General features: G+C 72.7%; 18 protein-coding genes and 1 pseudogene. 11 read left to right on the forward strand and 8 right to left on the reverse strand.

The features are described 5' to 3' along the window. Positions 1–67: 67 nt before the first annotated feature. The gene (locus ACIRPK_RS22530; RefSeq protein ID WP_403041062.1) at positions 68–871 is read right to left on the reverse strand and encodes a SigB/SigF/SigG family RNA polymerase sigma factor; all 804 of its coding nucleotides are present in this window, start codon (positions 869–871) and stop codon (positions 68–70) included. A 179-nt stretch (positions 872–1,050) separates the two neighbouring features. On the opposite strand from ACIRPK_RS22530, the gene ACIRPK_RS22535 reads away from it, so the two are divergent. Continuing rightward, the gene (locus tag ACIRPK_RS22535; protein ID WP_403041063.1) at positions 1,051–1,509 is read left to right on the forward strand and encodes an ATP-binding protein; all 459 of its coding nucleotides are present in this window, start codon (positions 1,051–1,053) and stop codon (positions 1,507–1,509) included. A gap of 37 nt (positions 1,510–1,546) precedes the next feature. Beyond that, the gene (locus ACIRPK_RS22540) at positions 1,547–2,035 is read left to right on the forward strand and encodes a DUF6328 family protein (protein WP_403041064.1); all 489 of its coding nucleotides are present in this window, start codon (positions 1,547–1,549) and stop codon (positions 2,033–2,035) included. A gap of 105 nt (positions 2,036–2,140) precedes the next feature. Here ACIRPK_RS22540 and ACIRPK_RS22545 read toward each other — a convergent pair whose 3' ends face one another. Both ACIRPK_RS22545 and ACIRPK_RS22550 read right to left on the reverse strand, forming a co-directional pair. Beyond that, positions 2,141–3,154, reverse strand: coding sequence for a DNA topoisomerase IB (locus tag ACIRPK_RS22545; protein ID WP_403041065.1), 1,014 nt, complete (start codon positions 3,152–3,154; stop codon positions 2,141–2,143). Between the two features lie 82 nt (positions 3,155–3,236). Further along, complete coding sequence (locus tag ACIRPK_RS22550; protein ID WP_403041066.1) at positions 3,237–3,674, reverse strand: STAS domain-containing protein; 438 nt, start codon at positions 3,672–3,674, stop codon at positions 3,237–3,239. A 188-nt stretch (positions 3,675–3,862) separates the two neighbouring features. On the opposite strand from ACIRPK_RS22550, the pseudogene ACIRPK_RS22555 reads away from it, so the two are divergent. Together ACIRPK_RS22555 and ACIRPK_RS22560 are read left to right on the forward strand one after the other, a co-directional pair. Then, positions 3,863–3,985, forward strand: a pseudogene (locus ACIRPK_RS22555) (MarR family transcriptional regulator); the annotation flags it as partial. 129 nt (positions 3,986–4,114) lie between these two features. Continuing rightward, complete coding sequence (locus ACIRPK_RS22560) at positions 4,115–4,357, forward strand: hypothetical protein (RefSeq protein ID WP_403041067.1); 243 nt, start codon at positions 4,115–4,117, stop codon at positions 4,355–4,357. Positions 4,358–4,843: 486 nt separating this feature from the next. Here ACIRPK_RS22560 and ACIRPK_RS22565 read toward each other — a convergent pair whose 3' ends face one another. The 4 genes from ACIRPK_RS22565 to ACIRPK_RS22580 form a co-directional block, all read right to left on the reverse strand. After that, entirely contained in the window at positions 4,844–6,106 is a 1,263-nt protein-coding gene (locus ACIRPK_RS22565) for a sensor histidine kinase (protein WP_403041068.1), read from the reverse strand. Positions 6,107–6,110: 4 nt separating this feature from the next. Continuing rightward, complete coding sequence (locus ACIRPK_RS22570) at positions 6,111–6,920, reverse strand: response regulator transcription factor (RefSeq protein ID WP_403041069.1); 810 nt, start codon at positions 6,918–6,920, stop codon at positions 6,111–6,113. An 85-nt stretch (positions 6,921–7,005) separates the two neighbouring features. Further along, entirely contained in the window at positions 7,006–7,902 is an 897-nt protein-coding gene (locus ACIRPK_RS22575) for an endonuclease/exonuclease/phosphatase family protein (RefSeq protein ID WP_403041090.1), read from the reverse strand. 143 nt (positions 7,903–8,045) lie between these two features. After that, positions 8,046–8,903, reverse strand: coding sequence for a D-alanyl-D-alanine carboxypeptidase family protein (locus ACIRPK_RS22580; RefSeq protein WP_403041070.1), 858 nt, complete (start codon positions 8,901–8,903; stop codon positions 8,046–8,048). 1,165 nt (positions 8,904–10,068) lie between these two features. Between ACIRPK_RS22580 and ACIRPK_RS22585 the strand changes: the two genes are divergently transcribed. The 4 genes from ACIRPK_RS22585 (at position 10,069) to ACIRPK_RS22600 (ending at position 12,403) form a co-directional block, all read left to right on the forward strand. Continuing rightward, positions 10,069–10,284: a hypothetical protein gene (locus ACIRPK_RS22585; RefSeq protein WP_403041071.1), complete on the forward strand. Its 216-nt coding sequence runs from the start codon at positions 10,069–10,071 to the stop codon at positions 10,282–10,284. A 179-nt stretch (positions 10,285–10,463) separates the two neighbouring features. Beyond that, positions 10,464–11,354 carry an RNA polymerase sigma factor SigF gene (locus ACIRPK_RS22590; RefSeq protein ID WP_403041072.1) on the forward strand — a complete coding sequence of 297 codons (891 nt, stop codon included), beginning with the start codon at positions 10,464–10,466 and terminating at the stop codon, positions 11,352–11,354. A gap of 78 nt (positions 11,355–11,432) precedes the next feature. Then, the gene (locus tag ACIRPK_RS22595) at positions 11,433–11,828 is read left to right on the forward strand and encodes an STAS domain-containing protein (RefSeq protein ID WP_403041073.1); all 396 of its coding nucleotides are present in this window, start codon (positions 11,433–11,435) and stop codon (positions 11,826–11,828) included. Between the two features lie 122 nt (positions 11,829–11,950). Continuing rightward, positions 11,951–12,403: an ATP-binding protein gene (locus tag ACIRPK_RS22600; RefSeq protein WP_403041074.1), complete on the forward strand. Its 453-nt coding sequence runs from the start codon at positions 11,951–11,953 to the stop codon at positions 12,401–12,403. Positions 12,404–12,447: 44 nt separating this feature from the next. Here ACIRPK_RS22600 and ACIRPK_RS22605 read toward each other — a convergent pair whose 3' ends face one another. Then, positions 12,448–12,669 carry a hypothetical protein gene (locus ACIRPK_RS22605; RefSeq protein WP_403041075.1) on the reverse strand — a complete coding sequence of 74 codons (222 nt, stop codon included), beginning with the start codon at positions 12,667–12,669 and terminating at the stop codon, positions 12,448–12,450. Between the two features lie 187 nt (positions 12,670–12,856). On the opposite strand from ACIRPK_RS22605, the gene ACIRPK_RS22610 reads away from it, so the two are divergent. The 3 genes from ACIRPK_RS22610 to ACIRPK_RS22620 all read left to right on the forward strand — a co-directional run bounded on the left by ACIRPK_RS22610 (position 12,857) and on the right by ACIRPK_RS22620 (position 13,988). Then, entirely contained in the window at positions 12,857–13,168 is a 312-nt protein-coding gene (locus tag ACIRPK_RS22610; protein WP_403041076.1) for a hypothetical protein, read from the forward strand. Beyond that, positions 13,165–13,554: an STAS domain-containing protein gene (locus tag ACIRPK_RS22615; protein WP_403041077.1), complete on the forward strand. Its 390-nt coding sequence runs from the start codon at positions 13,165–13,167 to the stop codon at positions 13,552–13,554. The genes ACIRPK_RS22610 and ACIRPK_RS22615 overlap by 4 nt, the downstream gene beginning before the upstream one ends. A gap of 206 nt (positions 13,555–13,760) precedes the next feature. Further along, positions 13,761–13,988, forward strand: a complete 228-nt coding sequence (locus ACIRPK_RS22620) for a hypothetical protein (RefSeq protein ID WP_403041078.1) — start codon at positions 13,761–13,763, stop codon at positions 13,986–13,988. The last annotated feature ends 8 nt before the right edge of the window (positions 13,989–13,996 follow it).

The following is a 13,996-nucleotide window of genomic DNA, read 5'->3' on the forward strand; positions in this document are numbered from 1 at the left end:
GGCGACCGGGTGCGGGGCGGCGAGGACGGGAGATCGACCTGCGCACACCGGCGGGAGTCGGCGCGCGTCAGTCGCAGTCGGTGAGGGCCGTCCGTAGGTCGCCCAGGGTCCGGGTGAGCAGGCGGGAGATGTGCATCTGGGAGAGGCCGAGGCGGTGGCCGATCTCCGCCTGGGTCAGGTCTGCGGTGAAGCGCAGGGCCAGGACGGAACGCTCCCGTTCCGGGAGGGCGGCGATCAGCGGTTTGAGCGACTGGACGGCCTCGACCGCCGCGAACGACGGATCGTCACCGCCCAGGTGGCGTTCCAGGGCGCCGGCGTCGTCCTCGTCCGCCGCACCGGGTGCGTCCAGCGAGCCGGCGGTGCGGGCGGTCGCCACCGCGATGCCCGCTGCCACCGCGTCCTCGGTCAGGCCGGTGCGGTCGGCCAGCTCGGCGTTGGCCGGAGGACGTCCCAGGGTCTGCTCCAGTTCGCCGGTCGCCCGGGCCACCGCGAGCCGGGCTTCCTGAAGGCTGCGCGGCACGTGGACGGCCCAGGTGGTGTCGCGGAAGAAGCGGCGCATCTCCCCGAGGATGGTCGGCAGTGCGAAGGTGGCGAACTCCACCTCGCGGGCCGGGTCGAACCGGTCGATCGCCTTGATCAGCCCGACCATGCCGGTCTGGAGGATGTCCTCCATGGGCTCGTGACTGCTCCTGAAGCGACGGGCGGCGAAACGGACCAGGGACATGTTGAGCTCGATCAGAGTGCCGCGCACGTACGAGTAGGCCGCGCTCCCCGGCTCGGCCTCGGCCAGCCGCAGGAACAGGGCACGGGACAGCTGACGGGCATCGTCGGTGCTGACCGTCCGTGGGGCAACGATCGTCTCGGCTGCCATCAGCTCCTCCTTCCGCAGGCCCCCGTCCACTACTTCTGCCCACTGGGGCAACGGAGAACCACCACGAAGAAGAAGATTTCCTCATATTCTGGACAGGTTCGCGGATGGGCCGGCTCCCGCGAGGGCAGACGCAGGGCAGACAACCGACCACTACAGGCCAGAGCGTGAGGTGACGGTCAGTGTCCTCCGATCCAGCGGCACCGCCCGGCCCGGCCGGGCCGCCTTCGGTGCGGTGTTTCCAGATCGACCTCAGCGCCGAGGCCCACCCGGTCAGCTCAGCCCGCCGGAGCGTGCGCGGCGCGCTGACCGCCCTCGCGGTGGCCGAGCTGGTCGGCGAGGACACCGTCCTGGTGGTCTGCGAGCTCGTCGCCAACGCAGCCCTGCATGCCGGCGGCCCCGGACTCCTCGGTCTGACCGTCCTCAGGGACGGCGCCCTCCTGGTCGAGGTGGGGGACACCAGCAGCGCTCTCCCACGGCACCGGCCGGCCGGCCGGGGGAGGCCGGGCGGGCACGGACTCCTCGTCGTCCAGCGCCTCAGCAGACGGTGGGGAAGCAGCCCGGCGCCGCGCGGCAAGATCGTCTGGGCCGAGATCCCGAATGCGGTACCGACGTCGGCAGTGGCTCGCATGGCGCCGTGAACAGCGTCGGACGCTCTCGCACGGAACGGAGACCCACATGGCGGATCAGCCTCGCACAGCTGACAGTGGCCGGGACGAGACGGAGGAGGAGCGGGCCGACCGCCGCTGGGGCGACCAGCTCCAGGAGGTGCGGATCGCCCAGACCGGCGCGCAGATCATGTTCGGCTTCCTGCTGACAGTGGCGTTCACTCCTCGGTTCGCCACCGTCGACGGCTTCGAACGCGGCCTCTACGCCGTGGTGGTGACGCTCGGGGCGTTCGCCGTCGGGACGCTCATCGCCCCGGTGTCGTACCACCGCCTGCTGGCCGGGGAGCACGTCAAACCACGGATGGTCACCGCAGTCGCCCGTCTGATCACCCTCGGGCTGGCCCTGCTCGCCGTCACGGTCTCCGCGGCGCTGCTCCTGCTCCTGCGGGTGGCCGGTCTCGGCGGGGCTGCCTGGGCGATATCAGGCGCCGTACTGCTCTGGTTCGTGCTCTGCTGGGTCGTCCTGCCGGTCACCACGCTGCGCCGCGCCCGACGGTGAACCCCGCGCCACGGCCCTGAGCGCCACGGGGGCCTGCCGTCGAGGTCGTCGGCGGTCCTGTCGCGGGGCCTTGTGTCGCGGGCCGCACTCTCGCGGTGCCTCGGTTCACTCTCCGGGGCGAGTCCGGGCCGCAGCTCCGCCGAGCAGGTCGACGACCGCCCGTTCCACCCTGTTCCCGATCCCGGGCAGCCCGGTGCCGCCGGCGCCCGCGCCGAGTTGCGGCAGGCTCGGGGCGATGGTCAACCCCTGGTCGAAGAGCTCGAACAGCTTCGGGTTGATGTAGGAGGCGCGGCAGACGGCCGGAGTGTTTCCCAGGTACTCGGACGTCTCCCGCACCACCCGGGCCGCGGCCCGCCGCCGCTCGCTCGCGGAGCGCTCGGCCACCGGCCAGGACGCGGCGAGCCCAACGGCGGCGAGGACTGTGGCGTGCCAGGTCCGGAAGTCCTTGGCACTGAGGTCGGCGTCGGCCGCGTCACGCAGGTACGCGTTCAGCAGCGCTCCGTCCACCGGGCACCACTGCGGCGCCTGCCAGTACCCGAACAGCTGGGGACTGGGGTCCCGGCGGCCGAGCAGCGCCCGTACCACCGCGGCGGTGTCGGCGTCCGTGAGGACCAGCTCGCGCCGACGCCCGGACTTGGCCGGGTAGGCGAAGCGGACGGCCGCGCCGCGCACGTCGACCTGCTCGCGGAGCAGCGTGGTGAGACCGTAGGAGCCGTTCTCCCGCTCGTAGAGAGTGGAACCGCTGCGGAAGAAGCCGAGGTCCAGCAGCCTGGTCGCGCAGGCCAGGACACGCTCCGGCCGCAGGCCCTTCAGTGCCAGGTCACGGCCGACCCGGCGGCGCAGCCGTGGCAGCGCGGGGGCCACCACGTCGAGCACGTGCGCGTGCTTGGCCTCCTCCCGGCGGGCCCGGAAGTCAGGGTGGTAGAGGTACTGCCGGCGGCCTGCCGCATCGGTGCCGACCGCCTGGATGTGTCCGCTGGCCTTCGGGCAGATCCACACCTCGCGCCAGGCCGGCGGGATGGCCAGGGCCTTGATCCGTGCAAGCTCTGCTGCCTCGTGCACCAACGTCCCGTCGGCCGCGTGGTAGCTGAACGCGCGGCCTCGGCGGCGCCGCTGCAAGCCCGGACCGTGCGGGTCACTTGTCGTCAGCCGACGCATCGGCATCGTCCGCCGGAGGACGGCGCGCCGCCGACTCGCCCGGTCACGGCTCGCGGTCCGTCGCGTCGTCCGACGTTTCCGTGGCGGGAGCGAACACGCCGCGGGTGCCGGTGAGGTCCAACAGCCGACCCACGCACGCGCCGGGCCGCAGGGTGAGCTGCCGCCCGGCGGCGAGGGCCCGGGTGCGCAGTTCGAGCAGGGCGTTCAGGCCCGAGCTGTCGGTGAACGTCACGCCCGTGGTGTCGACGTCGAGTCCGGCCGGGCCGGCCAGGGCCGCCTGGCTCAGCACGTCGAGGAGCCGTCCTGCGTTGTCGAAGATGATCTCCCCACTGACGTGGGCCACCGCGCGCTCCGTCCCGCCGGACAAGCTGACCTCCAGCGGGTCGTCGGTCACCAGCACCGTGACGGCCCTGCCGGGGGCAGGACGGTGAACCGGAGCGCCGAGGGGCCACTCCGGGCCGTCACGAGTGGGACGCGCCATCGAGCCACCTCCGTGAGCGGCCGCCCGCAGACGGCCCGTTCGAGCAGCGACCACTCCACTCTTTGCCCGTCGCGTACCGCATGTCAAGTTTTACACGAAATGGATGTCGTGCTTCTGCTGCCGTGAAACAGCGAGCCTGTTCTTGAGCCCATGGACACCGCAGAGGTGCCGGGACGGCGTGGACCTTCCTGACCAACCACGCCCGGGTCCTCGTCCAGATCGCCCGCGATCCCGGCATCCGGGTACGCGACATCGCCACCCGCTGCCTGCTGACCGAGAGCACCGTGCAGCGGATCATCGCCGACCTGGAAGCCGCCGGTTACACCGCTCCCGCTGACAGGGCGCGGTGTAACCGACCTCGCCACCACCCGGACCAAGGCCGCCCCGGCCCGCAGGTGACGAGAACCGGCCAGTCAAACTCCGCTGAGACAGGACAGCTGTTGAGCCTGTCCCTGCTGGTTTCGCTGCCGACCATGCTGGTGGCCTTCGCCCGCTACAGCCGCGACGGAAGCTTCGCCGTCCTCGGTGCCAATGTCCGCTTCACCGTCGTGATGGCCGCCGGGTCGGTGGCCGGCGCTGTGCTGGGCGGGCTGCTGCTCGGGGCGTTCCCGGAGGTGGTCCTCATCCCGGCGCTGGCTGTGATCCTTCTCGTCTCCGCCGTCAAGCTCGCCCGGCACGCCTGAGCCCGGTCGGCACCGGCGCACCGCGCCGGAGGGCGCGGTCAAGCCTCGCTGAGGCGGGTCGCGGGCCGCCGGGCGCTCCTTGCCGTCGTTCCCGGGCCGGCCGCCGAGCTCGCCTACCGCGCGGGCCGGATCGAGATGACGCTGCACCAGCTGCTCGCCCGCCTCGAACCGTACGCGGCCCCGGCCGGCCCAACCGCGACCGCAGCCGCTGCGGCCGTGCCGTCAGACCGATGCCGACCAGCGGGCCCGCGAGCGGGCTTGCGGAGCGGGCCGAGCGAAAACAGGCCGCCGCCCAGACGGCGGCAGCGGCTACAGCCGCCGAGGCGAAGCACACCAAGCCCCTGTGGCACCGCTGACCCAATCCGTCCGGCCCGCTGCTTCCCGGTGCAGGGCGCTGACCTCCGGCGGGGAGTTTCGGCACCAGGACGGTGAGTTCCAGCTGTCAGCCGCAGCTGGCCGCCCCCTCGTGCGCACCGCGACGGGCGGTCAGGCGGGGAGGTCGAGGGTGGCGACGGCTCCGCCGTCCGGGGCGTTCGCGAAGGTCAGACGGGCGTTGAGGACTGCGGCCTGGCCGGTGGCGATGGTGAGGCCGAGGCCGTGGCCGTGGCCGCGTTCCGCAGCCCCGGTGCGGAAGCGCTGCGGCCCATCGGCGAGGAGGGTGTCCGGGAAGCCGGGTCCGTGGTCGCGCACGGTGATCCGGCTGCCGGTGACGATGACCTCGACGGGGGCGGTGCCGTGCCGGTGGGCGTTGGCGACGAGGTTGGTGATGATCCGCTCCACCCGGCGCGGGTCGGTGCGGACGGTGGCGGGCGTCGTCAGCCGGAGCCGGACAGCGCCGTCGCCCTTCCTGCTCACCTCGTCGATGAGATCTCCCAGCGGTACCTCGTCGAGGCGGGCGCTCTCGGCACCGGCGTCGAGACGGGAGACCTCCAGCAGGTCCTCCACCAGGCCGCGCAGGGCGCGGACCTGGGTGCGCACCAGATCAGTGGCCTCATCGTCCTCGGGCAGCAGACCGGCGGCGGTGACCAGGCCCATCAACGGGGTACGAAGTTCGTGCGCGACGTCGGCAGTGAAGCGCTTCTCCGCGGCGAGCCGCGCTTGCAGCGTCGCGGCCATCTCGTCCACGGCCGTGGACATCTCGGTGATCTCGTCGCGGGCGCGGCCCCGGCGGCCGATGCGGGCGTCGAGATCGCCGTCCGCGATCCGGCGGGCGGTCCGGGAGGTGTGGCGCAGGCGCCGGTTCATCCGCTCCGCCGCCAGCGCGGTGACGGGTACGACGACGGCGAGGGCCGCGAGGGCGGCCTTGACGATGCTGCGGTCCAGCAGTTGGAGGCTGCGCACGCTGGCGCTCAAGTCGGTGCGGACAGTCAGCACCTGGTCGTCGCCGACCGGGACGGCCGCCCACATCCAGTACCAGTTCGGTGCTTTGACGTCGTACCACAGCGCGTACTCACCGGGGACCTGCGAGTCCTGGACCGCCTGGGCCAGCGGCCCGGGCAGACTGGCCTTGGGCTGGAGGGAGGCGTAGTCGGGGCGGCGGCCGGTACGGGAGAACTCCTGCTCCGCGGAGCCCAGCCGGGCGATCGCCAGGTCGCGCCCCGTCCGGTCGCCCCGCTCCGCAGTCGCTTGGTGGACGAGCACGCCGATCACCACGGCGATCGCACCGCAGGCGAGCGCGACCAGGGCGGTGATCTTCCAGCGGAGGGAGCGCGGGTCCAGCAAGTGCGGACCGACGCCTCGTGCGGTCATCGCGTCAGCTCCGCACGAGCTTGTAGCCGAAGCCCCGGACAGTCTCGATGCGGTCGGCGCCGATCTTCTTCCGCAGCCGCACCACGCACAGGTCGACGACTCGGGTGTCGCCCTCCCAGCCGTAGTCCCACACCTCGCGCAGCAGGCGGCGGCGGTCCAGGACCGTGCCAGGGTGCTCCGCGAAGACCAGCAGCAGACGGAGCTCGGTGGGAGTGAGGGGGACGGCCCGGCCGTCCAGACACACGTCCAGGCCGCGGAGGTCGATGGTGAGGGCACCGAAGGTGAGCAGGTCCGGCCCTTGCCCGGCAGGGGAGCGCGGGGGCGGGCTGTGCGGCTCGCCCGGCACGGGCTGCTCCGCTCGTGCAGGCTGCGCGGCGGCTTGGTCGCGGAAGGTGGCGCGGCGCAACAGGGAGCGGATGCGGGCGACGAGCACGGGGATGTCGACGGGCTTGACGACGTAGTCGTCGGCGCCGGCCTCCAAGCCAGCCACGACGTCGAGGGCGTCGCCGCGGGCGGACATCATCAGGATGGGGGTGAGGGTCTCCTCGCGGACGCGCCGGCACAGGCTGATGCCGTCGAGGCCGGGCAGCATCACGTCCAAGACCAGGACGTCGTGCTCGCCGGCCCGGACGGCGTCCAGGCCGTCGAGGCCGTCCCCGGTGACCTCGACCTGGTACCCGTAGCGTTCCAGGGCCAGTTGGACCGAGCGGCGGATGATCGCGTCGTCCTCGACGAGCAGCACGTTGACCGCGTCGGGTACTCGGGTGGCGGACAAGAGCTCTCCGATGTCGTCGCTCGGGGGTGGGGTGCTCATTCCAACACGCCGGGGACCGGTCGCGGCTGCCGGGGCAGCGGTGCGCGGGCCGCTGCCCCGGGCGGGTGCGGGCGGGCGGAAGCGGTCACAGCCGCAGGGACGCCGCGACCGGGAGGTGGTCGCTGCCGGTGTCGGGCAGAGTCCACGCGGACCGCGCGGTGATGCCCTTCACCAGGATCTGGTCGATGCGCACCACCGGGAACGGCGCGGGCCAGGTGAAGCCGAAACCGTCCCCGGCCTCCTGCTGGGCCGAGCGCAGCTGCCCGGTGAGCGGTCGCAGCGCGGAGTCGTCGAAGGAGCCGTTGAAGTCGCCCAGGACGACGACCCTCGCGAGCGGCTCGCTCCGGACGGCCGCAGCGAGCTTGGCGGCCGCGTCGTTGCGGTCGGCGGTGGTGAATCCGGCGTCCAAGCGCACCCGGACCGAGGCGAGATGGGCCGTGTAGAGGGCGACGGGGCCCTTGGGCGTCTGGACGGTCGCGCGCAGGGCCCGGGTCCACGGCATGATCTCCACCGGCTCCACGCCCTGCAGCGGGTACTTGCTCCACAACCCGATGCCCCCGCGCACCTGGGAGTACGGGTAGGTGGTGGCCAGCTCGCGCCGGTAGGCCTCCTGCGCGCGGCTCGCCAGTTCCTCCACCGCCACGACGTCGGCTCCCGAACCGGCCAGGGCACGCGCTGTCCGGGCGGGGTCGGGATTGTCCTCGTTGACGTTGTGGCTGACGATCGTGAAGTCCCCGCCGCCCGTGCGTTTGTCGAGAAGAGCCGGTGTGAACAGGACGCTCCAGAGGAGAGCGGGCAGCAGCGTGGCCACTGCGGCCGGGGCGGAGCGTCGCAGTGCCGCCAGGAGGAGCAGCGCCATGATGCCCAGGCCCGACCAGGGCAGCACGGTCTGCCAGAGGCTGGCGAGGTTGACCGGGCCGTTCGGCAGCCAGGGGTTCAGCCCCATCAGGGCGGCCAGTACAGCGGCGGCCCCCGCGATCAGCCGCCCGCGCCGCCCCGCAGCCCGACGGGTCGGACGGTGCGGAAGACGGCGACGGACCGTCCGGCGGCGCAGCCCGTCTCCGCCGCCCGACCCGTGGGCCGGGACCGCGACAACCGTTGCCGGGGCCGTGCCGGTGCGCGTGCTCACGCCCACTCCCGCTGGCCGCCGTCGAGCGTCGGCAGGACACCGGGCAGTTTCCGCCGCAGGGCGTCCACGAGTCGGCCACTGCTCTCCAGAGCCGCCCGCATGCCGTCCGCGGGAGCGGCGCCGGCCCGCTGGCCGAGCACCACGCCGTAGACGAGCCGGCGCCCCGAGCCGCTCTTGGCGTCGGTGACCTCCAGCGCCCACATCAGGTTCCCGCCCGCCGAGGTGGTCGAACCGGTCTTCAGACCCACCACCCCGGGCAGGTCGAGCAGCCTGTTGGTGTTGTGCAGCGGCTCGGCCCGGCCCGGCAGCGTGGTGTCGCGCAGGGCCACCGTGGCCCGCAGCGCCGGCTCTTTCATCGCCTCACGGGCCAGTTTCAGCTGGTCGGCGGCGGTGGACACGGTCGTGGCCTCCAGACCGCTGGCCCCGGTGTAGGTGGTGCCTGTCATCCCCAGCCGGGCGGCCTCCGCGTTCATCCGGGACACGAACGCCTCCTCGCTGCCCGCGTCCCACCGGGCCAGCAGCCGCGCCACGTTGTTGGCGGAGGGCAGCAGCATCACCTCCAGCAGCTTGCGCTGGGTCAGGCGCTGCCCGGCAGTGACGGGAGCGGTCGACTCGTCCGCCGAACCCGCCTCTGCGGCGGCCTGCGCGTCGACCGTGATCGTCGGCCCGTCCTCGCCGTCCTTGAGCGGATGGTCCCGGAGAACGACGTACGCCGTCATCACCTTGGTCACGCTCGCTATCGGCACCGGCTGCTGCCCCCCTCTGACAGCGAGCACGCCGACCTTCGCCGCCGCGACGGCCGACTGCCCCTCCTGCGGCCACGGGAGGTCGAGAGCGGCGATTGCGTCCGACACCGGTAGCGCCAGTGCCCGGCTCGCCCGGCTGTCGTTGACCTGTCCGGCACCGTCGCCTTGCCGAGGGACCAGCGTGCCACCCCCGGCGCCGACACCGACGAGGAGGACGGCGGCCAAGGCCCACATCGCCCCCCGGCGCCTCAGCGGGAGCCGACCGGCGGTGGTGTGCGGGTCTCGGACTTCAGGTTGCGTGGACACAGACACGACAGCGGCCTCCCAGAGCCAAAGGGACGAAGAACCCCGGTGGCAGTGGTCACCGGGTGTGCCTACAGGCTCCGCGACCGGCACTTCAGCCTGCTCGTAGCGGGGCTTCCGTTGACGCGCGGCTGTGTATCAGCCGTGTACTGAATGACTGTCGTATTCCAGCTGGGGTGGGGACCACCGGGCCGGTGGTGGCCTGGGTGCTGTCCTGGGGGTGTCAACGGTGCTGGGTGGTCAGGGTGTTGCGGACCGCTTGGTGTCGTGGGGGGTCTACGTTGGGCTACGAGTGACGATGTGGTGACGCGCGATGGTGTGGACGCGGTGGGCGAGGACGGGCTGCAGGAGGTTGCGGGTGTCCTGGGCACCGAGGTGGCCGGGGCCGGATGTGGCGGCCGGGGCGTTGGACGGTGCCCTGCCGGATAGGGCGCACGGCAGGGGTCTGGCGGCGGGCCGGGTAGTCGATGCCCTGGCGGGGAAGACCGGTCTTCCGCGGACCGCGGTCGCCCGCAGGGTGGAGATTGTGGCTCCGGTGGTCAGGGCGAAGTGGGCCAGGGGAGGCGGCCCTGTCACCTGAGCGGGTGGTCTTCTCCCGCCAGGCTGGCACCCGGCCCTTGTGGCGGGTGCGTTGTTGCGCAGGGGGTGCTGTCGCGTCGGGTGACGTGCGCGGATGGCCTGGTTCCGCTGTGCCTGCGCGGGGCGCGACAGTCGTTCTGCGACAGGTCTGCTGCGCCACGCGCTCGGCCGTACGGCGGGCTCCGCACCGCTGATGCCGTGGTGCGGAGCCCGTCGGCGTGTGCGGACGTGCGGCCGACAGGCGCTCGGGCGCCTTCGCCGCCGCGTTGGTGGCGAGCGGGCCAGGCGGAGGCCAGGCCGTTTGGGGGCATCGGTGGCGGGCTGCCCGAGCAGATGGCAGCGTCTGAGGCGGTCCCGTCGCCGGGCGCGCTTGCGAGCTGAGGGACGGCGGGTGCGAACGACGAGCCCGGGGCCGCTGGACGCGGCGCCCCGTCATCTGGAGGTCGGCATGGCCCTGTTCCTGTTCATCGTCCTGATCGCGGTGGTCTTCGGCTTCGTCGGAGTGTTGGTGAAGGGCATGCTCTGGCTGCTGGTGATCGGAGCGGTGCTGTTCATCCTCGCCCTGGTGTTCGGTGGGATGCGGCTCGGCAAGCGCAGTCGAAGCTGACCCGCTCAGGACCGCCCCGGCGACGGCGGCCGGGGCCGTCGGGCGCGGTGGTTGCACGGGCGCGGTGCGGGCCTCCACCATCACCGCGCCTTTCCACGAATCCTTCACACCATTCGGGCGAGTGCGAACCGGGTGAGAGGGTAGCTGGGTACGGACCGCTGCCGAGGGAAAGGACCGACATGGCCGTTACCAGTGAGGGACTCCTCCAGAGCACCTGTGTACGAAGCGGTACGGAGGCACCGGCGCCAAGCCGTTCCTTCGAGGCGGCGCCCGAGCTGGCCGACGTCGAGGAGCTGCGCGAGGTCGCCCCGGCCGACGCCCGGGACCTGACCCGCGTGCTGCTGGTGCGCCTGGCCGCACTGGAGGAAGGCACCCGCGAGTACTCCTACGTCCGCGCTTCGCTGGTGGAGCTCAACCTCTCCCTGGTGCGGTTCGCGCTGCGGCGCTTCGGCGCGCACCGCGACAGCATGGAGGACCTGATGCAGGTCGGCTCGGTGGGGCTGATCAAAGCCATCGACCGGTTCGACCCCGAGCGCGGGGTCGAGTTCACCACCTTCGCCATTCCCACGATCGTGGGCGAGATCCGCCGCCACTTCCGCGACACCACCTGGGCCGTCCATGTGCCCCGCCGCCTGCAGGAGCTGCGTCTGACCCTGGCCAAGGCCCAGGACGCGCTGTCGCAGAAGCTGGACCGGGCGCCGACGGTGGCCGAACTCGCCGAGCTCGTCGGGATGTCGCAGGAGGAGGTCATCGAGGGGCTGACCGCCGCCAACGCGCACAGCACCGACTCGTTGGATGTGCCGGCCGGTGACGACGACGAGGGCCCCGGCGTGCTCGGTGCCCGCCTCGGCGGCACGGACGAGCGCTTCGCCTTGGTGGAGGACCTGGTGTCGCTGCAGCCGCTGGTCGCGGCCCTGCCCGAGCGCGACCGCCTCATCCTGTCGATGCGCTTCACCCAGGAGATGACCCAGTCCCAGATCGGCGAGCGCCTCGGCCTTTCCCAGATGCACGTCTCCCGCCTGCTCGCCCGCATCCTCACCCAACTGCGCCAGGGCCTGGAGGCAGCCTGACACCCGCCCGGGGCGGGGCTGCCCCCGCCCCGGGCGCGCGGACCGACCGACACGAGGAAGTCCCAGGAGGGGATGAGGATGCCGGCGCACGACGACGCAGCAGCACGCCATGCGGCGGGCCCCCAGGACACGGAGATCGGTCTGCACGTCGAGGTGCGCCCCGGCACCGACCACAACGTGGTGCGCATCTCGGGAGACCTGGACATCGAGACGCTGGCTCCGGCCCGGGAGGCTTTCGAGCGGGCTTTCTGGGACATCCAGGTCGTGGTGGCCGACCTGGAGGGGGTGACCTTCTGCGACTCCTCCGGCCTGAACCTGCTGCTCCAGACCCGGGCCGACGCGCTCGCGGCCGGTGCGCAGTTGCGCCTTGCGGCGATATCGCCGCCGGTGAGGCGGCTGCTGGAGATCACCGGCGCGCAGGCGGCGTTCGACGTGCACCCGACGGTCGGGGCGGCGCTCGCCGAGATCCCCTGACCCCGAGGTCCGGGTCGGTGCTGGTGGCAAGTCGGGAACTACAGGTCGCCCAGCCGTATCAACCGCCCCACAGCGGGCAGCCGCATAGTCGGTGACGATCTCCGATACGAAGGGCTGACCGCATGAGCGCTTCCCCTCCGGCTTTGAACGGACAGCCTGCGGGACACCCGCCGCTCCTGCCGACGGGCGGGCAGCGCCGCCGCCTGGCGCTGGCCGACCGGCAGCGGCCCGTCGCAGTGTCGCGCGGCTTCACCCGCATCGCCCTCGCCGACTGGTCGTGGCCGGACGACGGCGATGTCCTGCTGCTGGTCGCCGAACTTCTCGCCAACGCCGCGCTTCACGGTGGCGGACCGCTCGACCTCGTCCTCGACGCGACCGAGCAGCGCCTGCGGATCGAGGTCAACGACGCCTCGCCCGTCCTGCCCGTCCCGCGGAAGCCGCACCTGCCCGCCCGGCCCGGTGGCCATGGCCTGTTCGTCGTCGCCCGCACCTGCGACCGGTGGGGCGCGGCCCCCCAGCCGTGGGGCAAGACCGTCTGGGCGGAGCTCGACATGCCGCCCGGCACCGGCAGCTGACCGGACCGCGCGTCGGTCGCCGGGGTCCGCTCCGCGTACGGGGGTCAGCGCAGGAGGACGGCGAAGAGTTTGCCGTCGATGACGCTGTAGTGGTTGGTCCGGCCACGGCGTTCGTGGGAGAGGTAATCGGTCTGCTCCAGGCCGGCGATGATCCGCTGGACGGCCCGTTCGGTGAGCAGACAGCGGTCGGCGATGTCGCGGACCCGGATGCCGGGTCCCGGGCGATCTGCACCCGCACCCGGGAGTGGTTGGTCAGGAACGTCCACTGCCTGGGCCACCGCTTGGTTCGGCACCCCGACAGCTCAGGGCGGTGCGCGGCGCGTTACACGACGGTGAAAACATGCCAGACTTTTCGTGCTTTGGTTGACGTGACATCAGGATCGGGTCATGGTGGAGACACGTCCAGTTTCCCGCCGCCCGCCCGGGGCGGCCCGAGTGCGCCGGAGGTGCCCGGTGACCACTCCGACCCGCGCCGGACTCGACCGGCTGACCACCTTCCTCGCCCAGCGCCTGGGCCCTCTGGACGGTGGGGACGACCCTGCGGGCCTCGACCCGGCCCGCCGTTCTGTGCGGCACATGATCACAGGCATCGACGCCTACCTCACCGCCGCGGCGGCAGGATCTCCCTCCTGCCTCAGTCTGCGCCCCCGGGCCCAGGAGCTGTGGGAGAGCCTTCAGCACGCCGCCGAGGCGGGCGACACCCCCGTGGCCCCGGCCCCCGTCCGGCCGGCGAGCGCGAGCGCGGTGGCAGGTGCGGCGGCATGACGACCCAGCAGAGCGCCGGCCCTGCGCCCACGGACCTGCGCACCGACACCCTGCGCGTCGGCCCCGTGTCCGCCTGCCTGCTCGCCGGCGACCTCACCATCGACACCGAACGGCAGGCAGCCCGGGCCCTTGCCGCCGCCCTGCACGGCGGGCCCGCGGTGCTGGCCGTCGACCTCGCCGACGTGGAGCTGTTCACCTGCTCCGGCCTCAACCAGCTCCTCGTCGCCCGCCGCCACGCCGCCGCCCAGGGCACCGACCTCGTGCTGGTCGCGCCCAGCCGCTTCGTCCGGCGCGTGTTGGAGATCACCGAGACCACCTCATTGTTCTGCGTCGTGGAGAGCATCGACGCCGTGGCTGAGGACGCGGTGGGGCGCGCGGCTCCGTGAGCCCTGCGTGGCGCCGGGCCAGCCCAGGCGGGCCGCCCGTCACCGCCCCGCCCGCGCTCCCGCGACAGCCCGCTCCCCTTGTTTTGTTTAGTGGGACGCGGTGGTCTCCGTCGTACCGGCCTCAGAGGGAGCCCGGGGTTGCGCTGAACGGCGGTACCGCGGCGCGTCCAAGCGGGGGAGCCCGTGGGTGTGTGGATGCTGAGGCGATGACGCAAGGACGACGAAGCCGCCGCCTCACCCGGTTCAGGAAGATCACCTCCGCCACCACCGTTGCCGCCCCGGACGCCGAGCCGAAAACGGCCCCCCGGGTACCCGTTCCGGGCGGCTACCGGTGCTGCGCCACCACCCTGAGCGAGCACATCACGCTCGGCGGCACGGTGGTGCGGACCCGCCGGCACCAGCCCGCCTGCACGACGTGGAGCGCCCGCTACTGAACTGGGTC

Origin of the sequence: Kitasatospora sp. NPDC101801 (assembly GCF_044766665.1) — a bacterium.
In the GTDB taxonomy this organism is placed as follows: Bacteria; Actinomycetota; Actinomycetes; order Streptomycetales; family Streptomycetaceae; genus Kitasatospora.

Bases quoted from the DNA above. Each gene is read 5' to 3' on its own strand.
- ACIRPK_RS22530 (WP_403041062.1), bottom strand. From the start codon at position 871: ATGGCAGCCGAGACGATCGTTGCCCCACGGACGGTCAGCACCGACGAT.
- ACIRPK_RS22540 (WP_403041064.1), top strand. From the start codon at position 1,547: ATGGCGGATCAGCCTCGCACAGCTGACAGTGGCCGGGACGAGACGGAG.
- ACIRPK_RS22550 (WP_403041066.1), bottom strand. From the start codon at position 3,674: ATGGCGCGTCCCACTCGTGACGGCCCGGAGTGGCCCCTCGGCGCTCCG.
- ACIRPK_RS22565 (WP_403041068.1), bottom strand. From the start codon at position 6,106: ATGACCGCACGAGGCGTCGGTCCGCACTTGCTGGACCCGCGCTCCCTC.
- ACIRPK_RS22570 (WP_403041069.1), bottom strand. From the start codon at position 6,920: ATGAGCACCCCACCCCCGAGCGACGACATCGGAGAGCTCTTGTCCGCC.
- ACIRPK_RS22590 (WP_403041072.1), top strand. From the start codon at position 10,464: ATGGCCGTTACCAGTGAGGGACTCCTCCAGAGCACCTGTGTACGAAGC.
- ACIRPK_RS22595 (WP_403041073.1), top strand. From the start codon at position 11,433: ATGCCGGCGCACGACGACGCAGCAGCACGCCATGCGGCGGGCCCCCAG.
- ACIRPK_RS22600 (WP_403041074.1), top strand. From the start codon at position 11,951: ATGAGCGCTTCCCCTCCGGCTTTGAACGGACAGCCTGCGGGACACCCG.
- ACIRPK_RS22615 (WP_403041077.1), top strand. From the start codon at position 13,165: ATGACGACCCAGCAGAGCGCCGGCCCTGCGCCCACGGACCTGCGCACC.
- ACIRPK_RS22620 (WP_403041078.1), top strand. From the start codon at position 13,761: ATGACGCAAGGACGACGAAGCCGCCGCCTCACCCGGTTCAGGAAGATC.